Source organism: Faecalimonas sp. LCP19S3_D12, assembly GCF_052121495.1.
GTDB lineage: Bacteria > Bacillota > Clostridia > Lachnospirales > Lachnospiraceae > Faecalimonas.
Window position 1 is genome coordinate 1 of the sequence record NZ_JBQKED010000023.1, and the last position, 12,470, is coordinate 12,470.

General features: G+C 39.2%; 14 protein-coding genes. All 14 read left to right on the top strand.

Annotated elements, in window-relative coordinates:
- Positions 1 to 149 precede the first annotated feature (149 nt).
- Entirely contained in the window at positions 150 to 743 is a 594-nt protein-coding gene (locus ACTQXY_RS08495; protein WP_441659122.1) for a VanZ family protein, read from the top strand.
- Between the two features lie 183 nt (positions 744 to 926).
- Positions 927 to 1,694, top strand: coding sequence for a Wzz/FepE/Etk N-terminal domain-containing protein (locus tag ACTQXY_RS08500; RefSeq protein ID WP_441659123.1), 768 nt, complete (start codon positions 927 to 929; stop codon positions 1,692 to 1,694).
- Between the two features lie 21 nt (positions 1,695 to 1,715).
- Positions 1,716 to 2,471 carry a class B sortase gene (gene srtB, locus ACTQXY_RS08505; protein WP_441659124.1) on the top strand — a complete coding sequence of 252 codons (756 nt, stop codon included), beginning with the start codon at positions 1,716 to 1,718 and terminating at the stop codon, positions 2,469 to 2,471.
- Entirely contained in the window at positions 2,464 to 3,456 is a 993-nt protein-coding gene (locus ACTQXY_RS08510) for an LCP family glycopolymer transferase (protein WP_441659125.1), read from the top strand. Before srtB ends, ACTQXY_RS08510 begins: the two co-directional genes overlap by 8 nt.
- Positions 3,457 to 3,510: 54 nt before the next feature.
- Positions 3,511 to 4,110 (top strand): hypothetical protein, encoded by a 600-nt coding sequence (locus tag ACTQXY_RS08515; RefSeq protein WP_441659126.1) that lies wholly within the window; start codon positions 3,511 to 3,513, stop codon positions 4,108 to 4,110.
- A 57-nt stretch (positions 4,111 to 4,167) separates the two neighbouring features.
- Positions 4,168 to 4,902, top strand: a complete 735-nt coding sequence (locus tag ACTQXY_RS08520) for a CpsB/CapC family capsule biosynthesis tyrosine phosphatase (RefSeq protein ID WP_441659127.1) — start codon at positions 4,168 to 4,170, stop codon at positions 4,900 to 4,902.
- A 9-nt stretch (positions 4,903 to 4,911) separates the two neighbouring features.
- Positions 4,912 to 5,604, top strand: coding sequence for a polysaccharide biosynthesis tyrosine autokinase (locus ACTQXY_RS08525; protein ID WP_441659128.1), 693 nt, complete (start codon positions 4,912 to 4,914; stop codon positions 5,602 to 5,604).
- A gap of 52 nt (positions 5,605 to 5,656) precedes the next feature.
- Positions 5,657 to 7,051: an aminotransferase class I/II-fold pyridoxal phosphate-dependent enzyme gene (locus ACTQXY_RS08530; protein ID WP_441659129.1), complete on the top strand. Its 1,395-nt coding sequence runs from the start codon at positions 5,657 to 5,659 to the stop codon at positions 7,049 to 7,051.
- On the top strand, positions 7,044 to 7,625 hold the full coding sequence (locus tag ACTQXY_RS08535) for a nucleoside/nucleotide kinase family protein (RefSeq protein ID WP_441659130.1): 582 nt from the start codon (positions 7,044 to 7,046) through the stop codon (positions 7,623 to 7,625). Before ACTQXY_RS08530 ends, ACTQXY_RS08535 begins: the two co-directional genes overlap by 8 nt.
- A gap of 86 nt (positions 7,626 to 7,711) precedes the next feature.
- Complete coding sequence (gene holB / locus ACTQXY_RS08540; RefSeq protein ID WP_441659131.1) at positions 7,712 to 8,701, top strand: DNA polymerase III subunit delta'; 990 nt, start codon at positions 7,712 to 7,714, stop codon at positions 8,699 to 8,701.
- A 3-nt stretch (positions 8,702 to 8,704) separates the two neighbouring features.
- Positions 8,705 to 9,616, top strand: a complete 912-nt coding sequence (locus ACTQXY_RS08545; protein WP_004614425.1) for a PSP1 domain-containing protein — start codon at positions 8,705 to 8,707, stop codon at positions 9,614 to 9,616.
- On the top strand, positions 9,606 to 10,346 hold the full coding sequence (locus tag ACTQXY_RS08550; protein ID WP_004614424.1) for a tRNA1(Val) (adenine(37)-N6)-methyltransferase: 741 nt from the start codon (positions 9,606 to 9,608) through the stop codon (positions 10,344 to 10,346). Before ACTQXY_RS08545 ends, ACTQXY_RS08550 begins: the two co-directional genes overlap by 11 nt.
- Positions 10,347 to 10,361: 15 nt before the next feature.
- Positions 10,362 to 11,201 (top strand): 16S rRNA (cytidine(1402)-2'-O)-methyltransferase, encoded by an 840-nt coding sequence (gene rsmI / locus ACTQXY_RS08555; RefSeq protein ID WP_441659132.1) that lies wholly within the window; start codon positions 10,362 to 10,364, stop codon positions 11,199 to 11,201.
- A gap of 122 nt (positions 11,202 to 11,323) precedes the next feature.
- On the top strand, positions 11,324 to 12,436 hold the full coding sequence (locus ACTQXY_RS08560; RefSeq protein ID WP_022249888.1) for an ABC transporter ATP-binding protein: 1,113 nt from the start codon (positions 11,324 to 11,326) through the stop codon (positions 12,434 to 12,436).
- Positions 12,437 to 12,470 lie beyond the last annotated feature (34 nt).

Sequence of the window (12,470 nt, forward strand, 5' to 3'; positions counted from 1 at the left end):
GTTAGTTCGTAACGTCTTGACATAATATCAGCCCCTTTTTCTTTATTTTACCATGAAAGAAGGGCTATAAACAAATATTTTGTGCACTTTTTAATTTTCAAACACGCTCTAGAGGGGGAAATAAGGGATTTTGGAAGGAAGAAGATGATTTGCCGGATATTATAAAGATGATTGTAACTAATGTGTTGACAGCGTTGTATCAACCGTTTGGATTTTCTATAATTTTAGCTGTTTTATTTATGTTTTTTTATCTTTTTACAACAGAACATGGATGGAAGGCGGCGTGGCGCAAATGGATAGACGCGTTTAAATCAAAAAGTGAATTTCGAAGAGTGTTTTTATTGGCGTTTTATACAGCCTTGATTTTATTTCGAACCCTTTTAAATCGGAATTTATGGCTGAATCCATTGGTGAATGTTATGGGAGGATGGAGCCTGTATGATGCAAATGGTCAATTGACGACAGAGTCGATTGAGAATGTAATTTTGTTTGTTCCGTTTTCTATGCTTTTGTTTTGGATATTTGGGGAAAAATTATGTGGAAGCAAGATTTATTTTTATAAAGTAATTAGAAACTCGTGTAAAATAGTATTTTTATGTTCTCTCAGTATCGAAGTTTCACAGGTAATCTTTAGAGTCGGAACATTTCAGATTGCGGATTTGTTCTATAACACATTGGGAGGAATTGTTGGAGGAATAACATACTATATTGTTTACAAATTGGTACATAGAAGAAAAAAGTAGAGAAACATAGAGAAAATTGATAAAAATATTGATAAAAAATGACGAAAATTGTAAAATATATGTATTCCATTTTGTTTGGATTTATGTTATAGTGTCACGAGGGTCAAACTACGTGAATACTTTTGTTTACCTTTTGGAGAAGGAATTTATGAAATATAGATAGTATGATAGAGGAGACGGATCATGGATAATCAAGTACGTGAAGAAGAAGTAGAGATTGATTTGCTAGAATTGTTTCAAGTATTACTTGGAAAGATAGGGATTATTATTTTGTCGTTAGTAATAGGGGCTGCCCTTCTTTTTGGTGGAACAAAATTTTTGGTCACACCACAATATTCTTCGACTTCAATGATATATATCTTGACAAAGACAACAAGTGTAACTTCTCTTGCGGATATCCAGATGGGAAGTCAATTGACAAAAGATTTTGCGATTTTAGTGACAAGTCGCCCGGTTGTGAATAATGTGATTGATGGGTTGGAGTTAGAATATAGCTATGAAGAGATGGTTGAGAAGATTACGGTCGAAAACCCAGCGGATACACGTTATCTGAAGATAACAGTAGAAGATTCAGATCCGGAGTTGGCGGCAGAGATGGCGAATGAATTTGCAGATGCTACGGCCGATGGTGTTGCGGAGATTATGAGTACAGATCGTCCTAGTATTGTAGAACGTGCAGTTGTGTCAAAGGCGCCTTCTAGTCCAAGTTTGGGAAAGAATACAGTTATTGGCGGTTTGGTTGCGGCATTACTTGCGATGGCGGTCATTGTAATTCGTTATCTGCTTGATGACACAATTAAGACGGAGGAAGATGTAACGAAGTATTTGGGATTGAATACACTTGCAGCCTTACCGCTGGATAGTGATGTAGAAGTGAAAAAGAGTACACGTTCAAAGAGTACGTCAAAGACAAAGAAACAGCAAAAGAAACCGAAAAATACGCATAGATAGATAAAAGATAGGGTTGATTAGATGAAGGGAAAAGGAAGAAAGATACTGTTTGCGGTTTGTGTTATTGTAGCCGGGATAGCAATTGGGTATTTGATTCTTTATTACACAAGATTAGCTAAAAATGAGAAGAAATATGAAGAAGTAAAAAAAGAAGTAGTAAAAGAAGAAGTGAAGGAAGAACAGCAGCAGGGAGATACGTATACTAGTCCGATTGACTTTGCGAAACTTCAGGAACAGAATCCAGATGTATATGCGTGGATTGAGATTCCTGGAACGAATGTAAATTATCCAATTCTACAGCATCCGACGGATGACGTCTATTATTTGGATCATACAATTGATGGGACGGCAGGACTTCCTGGATCAATATATACTGAAAACTGTAATTATAAAGATTTTTCAGATTTTAATACTGTTATTTATGGACATGATATGCGCGATGGAACGATGTTCAAAGATTTGCATAAGTACGAGGATGCAGAGTTTTTAAAAGAACATCCGGAAGTTATTATTTACACTCCAGAGAAAAAGTTTGTATACCGTATATTTGCTGCAGTTGTTTATAGTGACATGCACATTATGGAAGGATATAATTTTCTTTTAGAAAGTGAAAGACAGGCATTTTTAGATTCGATATACGAGTCGCGAGATATGAGAAACTCAATTGATGAAAGTGTGGAGGTTACGCCAGAAAATAGAATCATCACACTTAGCACATGTATTGGAAACGAAGCAGACCACAGATTCCTTGTAGGGGCGGTTTTAGTAGATGAATAAATTGCAAAAGGGAGTGTGTGTCATTCTTGCGATTATAGTGATTGCAGTAATTGTAGTTATAGCAGGGATGCGCATACAGGATTTAAAAGCGAAGGAAGAAGAGAAAAAGGTTGCGAAAGAGTTGGGGAAAGAGGAACCGGAAACTCAGGATTACATTACAGTAGATGGAAAGAAATACGAATACAATCGTGATATTACTACAATATTATTTATGGGTGTAGACAAGAAACAAGAAGTACAAATTCAGGAGTATGCTGGATATGGCGGTCAGTCAGACAGTATTATACTTTTTATCATGGATAAGTCTACGAAGAAGACACAGATGTTAGAAATATCCAGAAATTCTATGATTGAACTTCAAATCTACGACATGAATGGTGAGAAACTTGGAAAAGAAAAAGGGCAGATTGCTTTGCAGTATGCATATGGAGATGGTGGCAGAAAAAGCTGCTGGCTCACAAAGAATGCAGTGTCAGAACTGCTCTATGGTGTAAAGATTGATGCTTATCTTGCTATGACCATAGAGGGAATTGCGAAGGCAACAGACCTAATCGGTGGTGTTACTTTAACAGTGCCAGAAGATTATACAGATATAGATCCTTCGTTTCAGAAAGGAGCAACGGTTACTTTAAAAGGAGATTTGGCAGAGAAATATGTCCGAACGAGAGATATTAAAGAGACCGGAAGCAATCAGGAACGTATGCAAAGACAGACGCAGTTCCTGGAGGCTTTAGCAAGTCAGATGAAGTCTTACGCAAGCGGAGGTTCATCGGGATATGCTATGATGCTGAACAGCTTGCAGAATTATCTGATTACAGATATTACTGCAGATGATATAGAAACATTATCGACATATGAGTTAGACAAGACGATTATTGTTCCGGGCGAGGAAGTCGCGGGGGAAAAGCACGATGAGTTCTATGTGGATGATGACGCATTGTACAAAATAATTGTGGAATTATTTTACAAGCCAGTGGAAGAATGATAAATTCTTTTGTTGGGGAGTAAAATGATTTAATAAAAAAAGGAGGAGATACCAATGAGAAGAGCAAAGAAGTGGTTAGGAGTTGTTTCTGCTTTCGCTTTGACATTAGCACTTGGTTTTAACACTTTAGCTGCACCTAGTCCGTCAGCTAATGGTGCAATCAAGAATGAGGTAGTATCTGCCGTTGATGCTAATGGAAACAAGATTTCTGTTAAAGTCAGCGATGACGTTGATGCAAATGTAAAAGCAGAAGTGCAGAAAAAAGAAACTCTCAAAACAGCACTTGGAAGCGCTTATGTAGAAGGAATGGAAGTTGTGGCAGTTAAAGAAGTATCAGCAGAAAGACTTCCAGCTACTATTACATTTGCTGCATCAGGTGTGACAGCTAACACAAAAGTTGCAGTTCTTCACTACGATGGATCAAAGTGGGAAGCTAACACTGTAAAAAATGTGAAAGCCGGTAACGGAACTATCACAGCTACATTTACAGAGCTTTCTCCAGTTGCATTCGTAGTAGATAAAAACACTGTAACAGGAACAACAGGAAAAACTTCTCCAAAAACTGGAGAAGCTTCTATGGCAACTGTAGCAGTGGTAGCACTTGTAGCAGTTGTAGCAGCTGTTGGATTGAGAAAAAAAGAATACGTTAAATAATTCATTTGAATTATGATAGTGTTGTTCCCTCCCCGGGCTGTTGCCTGGGGAGGTCTTGTGAAAGGAGTGAGGGTTTTGACTCTGACTGATATACACTGCCACCTTATGCCAAAGGTGGATGATGGTCCGTCTACAGTTAGTGAGGCGAAACAGCTTCTTCAGATGGAATATGAAGATGGTGTGAGGAATATCATATTAACTCCACATTATCGGGTGAAGATGTTTGAACCGGATATGAAGGAGATTATACATTATTACAGAGGAATGCGAGGGGTTGCAACAAAGATAGCACCCGATTTTAAAATTTATCTTGGATGTGAATATCATACGAATTCGAACATGACAGAGGATATACAGAGGAAGAGAAGACCTACATTGGCTGGAAGCCGCTATGTGCTTGTAGAGTTTTCCTCTAGTCATTCGTTTCAGCGAATTCGTAATCAAATATATGATTTAGTGGTAGCCGGATATAAGCCGGTAATTGCCCATATTGAGCGTTATCCGGCTCTTACAGAAGATATGGATAATGTGTGGGATTTGATTGAACTCGGAGCTTATATGCAGTTGAATGCTTCATCTGTGCTTGGCGAGTATGGTAAGAAAACAAAGCAATTTTGTAAAAGAGCAATGAAAGAAGATTGTGTACATTTTATTGCCAGTGATGCGCATGGAACTGAGTATCGTAAGCCTAATTTGGGAAAGTGTGCGAAATATGTAACTAAAAAAATGGGAAAAGAGTATGCGGAGCGTATTTTTGTTAAAAATCCGGAGAAAATATTGAGGAAAGAATAGGAGAAGTCTATGAAGCGGGTTGATATTTTACAAAAAGAATTGAATTATGAGATGAGAGAAGAGATGAAAAATTTGCGTACAAATATTCAGTTCTGCGGTGACGATAAGCGTGTAATCGTGTTTACTAGTTCTCTTGCGAGTGAAGGAAAAAGTACCACCTCGCTGAATTTGGCGATTTCGCTTTCTGAATTAAATAAGAATGTACTGTTTATTGATGCGGATATTCGAAAATCTGTATTAGTGTCCAGACTTGGAACAGGAAAAATTGATAGAGGACTTTCTCATTTTCTCTCAGGACAATGTGCATTGACGGATATTGTATACGGGACAAATATTTCAAGACTTCATATGATTTTTTCAGGACCGGTTGTCCCTAATCCAACAGAGCTTCTTGCATCGAGTCGTTTTGCGAAGGCCTTGGAATCTTTCCGGGGAGTATATGACTATATTATTATTGACGGAGCACCGCTTGGCATGGTTGTCGACAGTGCAATTATTGCAAAAGAGTGTGACGGTTCAATCATTGTTGTTGAATCAGGTTCGATTAAATACCGTTTGGTACAGGAAGTGCGTTCAAAGCTTGAAAATGCAGGATGCGCTGTGCTTGGCGTTGTTCTCAACAAGGTTGATCGAAAGAAAAATGGTCATTATTATGGAAAATATTACGGTAAGTATTATGGGAAATATGAAGAGTACAGATAGAGAAAAGCGAGCTGCATCTTGGGATGTGGCTCATTTTAATTGGGAGAAGAGTATGAAGACAATTTATAATTATCTGGAGGAATATAGTGAGAGTGATTTCTATGGAATGCATATGCCGGGACACAAGAGAAATGAAAAAATGATGGAGAATGATCTACCTTATGAAATTGATATTACTGAAATAGATGGGTTTGATGATCTGCATCATGCAGACGGGATCATTCGGGAGGCACAGGAACGTGCCGCGAGATTATATTGTGCAGATGAGACACATTTTCTTGTAAATGGAAGCACAGTTGGAATTCTGAGTGCGATTATGGGAGTGACTGACAAACAAGACCAGATTCTTGTAGCCCGCAATTGCCACAAATCCGTGTATCACGCAATTTATTTAAATGAGCTGAAACCTGTGTATGTCTATCCGGAATACGATGAGAAAACAGGATTAAACGGGGAAGTGAGAGTAGATGACATTACTTTGTTATTAGATAAAAATCCAAATATCAAGGCGGTTATGATTGTATCGCCGACATATGACGGTGTGGTATCTGATGTGAAAAAGATTGCAGAAGTGGCACATGCACATAAGATTCCGTTGATTGTGGATGAGGCACATGGAGCACATTTTGGATTTGATTCGTATTTCCCGAAAAATGCGAATGAAAATGGTGCAGACATTGTTGTACATAGTGTGCACAAGACACTTCCATCGCTCACACAGACCGCTTTGCTTCATATCAATGGAACGTCTGTAAATAGAGAAAAAGTACGGATGTATCTGCATATGTTACAATCCAGCAGTCCGTCGTATGTATTGATGGCAAGCATAGATGAATGTATGGAATTGATTGAAAAAAAAGGTGAGGATATCTTTTCACCGTATGTGGATAACTTGCAAAAAATGCGGGAAGAGTTGGGAAAACTTTCTTATTTGAGGCTCGTGGAGACTTTACATTATGACTGCTCTAAATTTGTGATTTCAGTGAGAAATACAAATATTTCAAGCAGAGACCTTGAAAAAATATTGCGTAGGAAGTATCATTTGCAGATGGAGATGACCTCGGGAGACTATGTGCTTGGAATGACGGCAGTAGGAGACACGAAAGAAGGATTGGAAAGATTTACACAGGCATTGTTAGAAATTGATCGTTCCTTGTCTGCCATGAACAAACAACGAGTGTGGAGAGAACTTCCGAGAACGAGACTTTGTGCAAAAAGTTCTGACGTACTGCATAAAAAGCGCGGAAAACTTTGTGGATGGAAAGACAGTATCGGAAAAATTTCGATGGAATATGCGTATTTGTATCCACCCGGAATTCCGATTATTGTGCCTGGAGAGCAGATTACGGAGGATGTGATTGCATATTTGGAGATGTATGAACAGCTAGGATTTTCGATTGAAGGTCTGGAAGTGGATAAACAGATAAAGGTGTGGATAAATGAGTAAGATTTTTTATTTTATGGGGAAAAGTGCCTCTGGGAAAGATACAATTTTTAAACAGATCAAAGAGAGGATGCCAAATCTTAAGACAATTGTAATCTATACAACACGCCCGATTCGGGAAGGTGAGCAGGAGGGTGTAGAATATTATTTTGTCGATGAAAAAAGATTGGCTGAGTTCGAGGCACAAGGGAAAGTAATCGAACTTCGCGCATACAATACGGTACACGGAGTGTGGAAATATTTTACTGTGGATGATGGACAGTTTGACGGAGACGAGAATTACATTGCAATCGGGACTTTAGAGTCATATGCAAAGATGCTCGCATATATGGGGACGGATTCATTGGTACCTATATACATTGATGTTGACGATGGAGTGCGATTGTTAAGGGCAGTAGAACGAGAAAGAAAACAGAAAGAGCCAAAATACGAAGAACTGTGCAGGCGATTCCTTGCGGATGCTGAGGATTTCTCTGAGGAAAACTTACAAAGAATGGGGATAACTCACCATTATTTCAATGACAATATGGAAAACTGCATCCAAGAAATTATGCTATGTATTCACCAAGAAATATGATATAATATTCACGTAAGCAAAGCGACGGCAAGGTTGCACGTCGAGGAAGTTGTTTATAAAAAAATATATAACAGAAAGGTAATAATATGAGCGGATTTAAAGATGTTGTAGGACACAAAGACATAATTCAATATATACAAAATGCCGTAGAGCAGGATAAAGTATCTCATGCATATATCTTAAATGGCGCAAAAGGCTCTGGAAAAAAGATGCTTGCAAAATTATTTTCAATGACTCTGCAATGTGAGACCAGCCAGTCAGAACCTTGCGGTGAGTGTCGTTCCTGCAGGCAGGCAGACAGCGGGAATCAGCCGGATATCATTACGATACAGCATGAAAAGCCGGGGTCAATCAGTGTAGATGATATACGAGAGCAGCTCAATGGTGACATTATGATCAAGCCATACAGCAACCGCTATAAGATATACATTATTCCGGAAGCGGATCTGTTGACTGTGCAGGCACAGAATGCACTGTTAAAAACGATTGAAGAGCCACCGGAATATGCCATTATTTTTCTGCTGACAGAGAATGCAGACAGTTTGCTGCCGACAATTCGTTCAAGATGTGTCATGTTGAAATTGAGGAATATTAAGGATACTTTGATTAAAAAGTATTTGATGGAGCAACTGCATATTCCGGATTATCAGGCAGATATCTGTGCGGCATTTGCACAGGGAAATATGGGGCGTGCCATTATGCTGGCTACGTCAGAACACTTTAATGAGATTAAAGAAGAAGCAGTTCAGTTGTTAAAATATATTGATGAGATGGAACTGAACGAGATTGTCAGTGCGATAAAAGAGATTAATAAATATAAATTAGAAGTGACAGATTATCTGGATCTGATTACTGTCTGGTACCGAGATGTTCTGCTTTATAAGGCAACAAAAGAAGCAGGAAAAGTTGTATTTAGTGACCAATTGACTTACATCAAGGAGAAGGCAAGCAAAAGTTCTTATGAGGGAATTGAGATTATTCTGGACAGTATCGAAAAGGCGAAAACACGCCTGAAAGCGAATGTAAACTTTGATCTGGTAATGGAATTATTGTTGCTTACGATAAAGGAGAACTAGAATATGACAAGAGTAATCGGAGTAAGATTTCGTCCGGCAGGAAAGATTTATTATTTTGCACCAGGTAAATTTCACATCAGACAGGGTGACAAAGTAATAGTGGAGACAGCAAGAGGCATAGAATTTGGAACTGTTGTGACAGGACCGAAAGAAGTGAAGGATGAAGAGGTCATGCAGCCGCTAAAATCGGTAATTCGAATTGCCACAGAGGAAGACAAAAGAGCGGAAGAAAAGAACCGTGAGAAAGAAAAAGAGGCATTTGAAATCTGTCTGGAAAAAATAAGAAAACACAATCTGGATATGAAGCTGATCAATGCCGAATATACATTTGACAATAATAAAGTGCTGTTTTATTTTACAGCAGACGGAAGAATTGATTTTCGTGAGCTTGTAAAAGATTTGGCGGCAGTATTTCGTACAAGAATTGAGCTGCGTCAGATTGGTGTGCGTGATGAGACAAAGATTCGGGGCGGAATCGGAATTTGCGGACGTCCGCTTTGTTGTCACACATATTTATCAGAGTTTGCACCGGTATCAATCAAGATGGCAAAAGAACAGAACCTTTCTTTGAATCCGACGAAAATTTCCGGTGTGTGTGGAAGGCTGATGTGTTGTCTGACCAATGAGGAAGAGACATATGAAGAACTGAACAGTCGTCTTCCGGCAATCGGGGACACAGTTACAACGAATGAGGGCTTGAAAGGAGAAGTACAGAGTGTCAGCGTGCTTCGCCAGCTTGTGAAAGTAGTTGTGACGTTAGAAAATGATGAGAAAGAGATTCGCGAGTACAAAGTGGATGAGCTGAAATTCAGACCGCGAAAGAGAAAAAATGATGTGAGACTTTCCAAAGAAGAGATGAAGGAGCTTGCAGCATTGGAGAAGAACGAAGGAGCGTCAAAATTAGATGATAACTAATCTGAAATCAGACGAACGTCTGGATGACTTACAGATTAACGGGTATGAGATCATACAGCATCCGGGGAAATTCTGTTTTGGAATGGATGCCGTATTACTTGCCAATTTTGCCCGTGTAAAACAGAAAGAATGTGCGCTGGATCTTGGAACAGGAACAGGGATCATTCCCATTTTACTTACGGCAAAGACCGAAGGGATGCATTTTACCGGACTGGAGATACAGGAAGAAAGTGCTGACATGGCAAGAAGAAGTGTAGCCCATAATCATTTGGAAGAGAAAGTTGACATTGTGACGGGAGATATCAAAGAGGCAGCCGAATTATTCGGACCAGCCTCTTTTGACGTCATAACAACAAATCCGCCATATATGATTGGACATCATGGTATTGAGAATCCGTCGGATGCAAAGGCAATTGCAAGGCATGAGGTGCTTTGTGATTTGAATGATATTTTGCGGGAAAGCGCAAGAATTTTAAAGCCAAGAGGTCGATTTTATATGGTGCACAGACCGTTTCGATTGGCTGAAATCCTGTCAAAGATGATACAGGTAGGAATTGAGCCAAAACGTATGAGAATGGTACATCCATTTGTACATAAGGAACCGAATATGGTGCTGATTGAAGGAATGCGTGGGGCAAATTCACGTATGCGCGTGGAGCCGCCATTGATTGTCTATAAAGAGCAGGGCGTATATTCGGAAGAATTGCTTTCGGAGTATGCGATGAAATAAGAAGGAGGCACAAATATGTCAGGAAAGCTGTATTTGTGTGCGACACCGATTGGAAATCTCGAAGATATGACATATCGTGTTGTGCGTACATTGGGTGAGGTGGATTTGATTGCAGCGGAGGATACAAGAAATAGCGTAAAGCTTTTGAATCATTTTGGAATTAAGACTCCGATGACAAGTTATCACGAATATAATAAGATAGAAAAAGGTAAAAAGCTCATTGAGAAGCTGAAAGATGGGATGCAGATTGCACTTGTGACAGATGCGGGGACACCGGGAGTGTCAGATCCGGGGGAAGAGCTTGTGAAGATGTGCTATGAGGAAGGGATTGAAGTCACATCCCTGCCTGGAGCAGCGGCGTGTATTACGGCATTGACGTTGTCGGGAATTTCGACAAGAAGATTTGCGTTTGAGGCATTTCTGCCGACAGATAAAAAAGAAAAACAGTCTGTATTGAATGAACTTGTAAATGAGACACGGACAATGATTTTGTATGAGTCACCGCATAGACTTGTTCGTACACTGCGGGAACTGTTGGAGAGACTTGGAGATCGAAGAATTACGGTGTGCCGGGAATTGACCAAAAAGCACGAGACTGCATTTGCGACAACGCTTGGGGAAGCACTTGCATATTATGAGGCAAATGAGCCAAAGGGTGAGTGTGTGCTTGTCATTGAAGGAAAAAGCCGCGAGGAACTTCGACAAGAAGAAGTTGCAAAGTGGGAAGAGATGAGCATAGAGGAGCATATGGATTTCTATTTGGATCAAGGTGTGGATAAGAAAGAGGCAATGAAAAAAGTGGCGAAAGACCGGGGAATTGGGAAACGAGATGTATACCAGATGCTAATTTCGTAAGATTCGTCGACTTGACGAGACAACTGAGAAAAATTTGTTCAACTTGGGCATAGACCATAATTTACTTTTTCTATATACTTTAGGAAGAATAAAAAACGAAAGCTATTAGGAGGAAGATTGAAATGGCAAGTTTATCATTGAAACATATTAATAAAGTTTATCCAAATGGATTTGAAGCAGTAAAAGATTTCAACCTTGAAATTCAAGATAAAGAATTTATCATTTTTGTAGGACCATCAGGATGTGGTAAATCTACAACACTTCGTATGATTGCAGGGCTGGAAGACATCTCTTCTGGAGAATTAAGAATTGGAGATAAGTTAGTAAATGATGTAGAACCAAAAGACAGAGATATTGCGATGGTATTCCAGAACTATGCGTTATACCCACATATGACAGTATATGATAACATGGCATTTGGTTTGAAATTAAGAAAAGTGCCAAAAGATGAGATTGACAAGATGGTTCGTGAGGCAGCTAAGATTCTTGACTTGGAAGCATTATTAGATCGTAAACCAAAAGCATTATCAGGTGGACAAAGACAGCGTGTTGCTATGGGACGTGCTATCGTTCGTAATCCAAAAGTATTCCTTATGGATGAGCCTTTATCAAACTTGGATGCAAAATTAAGAGGACAGATGCGTATCGAGATTTCTAAATTACACCAGAGATTAGGTACAACAATCATCTACGTTACACATGACCAGACAGAGGCTATGACACTTGGAACAAGAATCGTAGTTATGAGTGCCGGTGTTGTTCAACAGGTAGATACACCACAGGTATTATATGATACACCATGTAACTTATTCGTAGCAGGATTCATTGGATCACCTCAGATGAACTTCGTAGATGCAGTATGTAAGGTAAAAGGAGATAAAGTTTATCTTCAAGCAGGACCTTCTGCAATTGAACTTCCACCAGCAAAAGCGAAAAAGCTCATTGACGGAGGATATGATGGAAAGACAGTTGTACTTGGTATTCGCCCAGAAGACGTACATGATGAGCAGATGTTTATTGAAGCTTCACCAAATACAGTAATCGAAGCTACAATCCGTGTATACGAGATGCTTGGTGCTGAAGTTTACTTATACTTCGATTATGAAGGAACAAGTATGACAGCAAGAGTAAACCCAAGAACAACAGCAAGAACAGGCGATACAGTGAAATTTGCATTAGATGCAGAAAAAATTCACGTATTTGATAAAGAAACAGAAAAAACAATCACAAACTAGTGAGAATGAAGTTTTAGGGCAAGGTGGAAATCCT

Excerpts from the sequence above, each read along its gene's own strand:
- srtB (WP_441659124.1), top strand. The coding sequence starts at position 1,716 with ATGAAGGGAAAAGGAAGAAAGATACTGTTTGCGGTTTGTGTTATTGTA.
- ACTQXY_RS08525 (WP_441659128.1), top strand. The coding sequence starts at position 4,912 with ATGAAGCGGGTTGATATTTTACAAAAAGAATTGAATTATGAGATGAGA.
- ACTQXY_RS08545 (WP_004614425.1), top strand. The coding sequence starts at position 8,705 with ATGACAAGAGTAATCGGAGTAAGATTTCGTCCGGCAGGAAAGATTTAT.
- ACTQXY_RS08510 (WP_441659125.1), top strand. The coding sequence starts at position 2,464 with ATGAATAAATTGCAAAAGGGAGTGTGTGTCATTCTTGCGATTATAGTG.
- ACTQXY_RS08550 (WP_004614424.1), top strand. The coding sequence starts at position 9,606 with ATGATAACTAATCTGAAATCAGACGAACGTCTGGATGACTTACAGATT.
- holB (WP_441659131.1), top strand. The coding sequence starts at position 7,712 with ATGAGCGGATTTAAAGATGTTGTAGGACACAAAGACATAATTCAATAT.
- ACTQXY_RS08560 (WP_022249888.1), top strand. The coding sequence starts at position 11,324 with ATGGCAAGTTTATCATTGAAACATATTAATAAAGTTTATCCAAATGGA.
- ACTQXY_RS08530 (WP_441659129.1), top strand. The coding sequence starts at position 5,657 with ATGAAGACAATTTATAATTATCTGGAGGAATATAGTGAGAGTGATTTC.
- ACTQXY_RS08515 (WP_441659126.1), top strand. The coding sequence starts at position 3,511 with ATGAGAAGAGCAAAGAAGTGGTTAGGAGTTGTTTCTGCTTTCGCTTTG.
- ACTQXY_RS08535 (WP_441659130.1), top strand. The coding sequence starts at position 7,044 with ATGAGTAAGATTTTTTATTTTATGGGGAAAAGTGCCTCTGGGAAAGAT.
- rsmI (WP_441659132.1), top strand. The coding sequence starts at position 10,362 with ATGTCAGGAAAGCTGTATTTGTGTGCGACACCGATTGGAAATCTCGAA.
- ACTQXY_RS08500 (WP_441659123.1), top strand. The coding sequence starts at position 927 with ATGGATAATCAAGTACGTGAAGAAGAAGTAGAGATTGATTTGCTAGAA.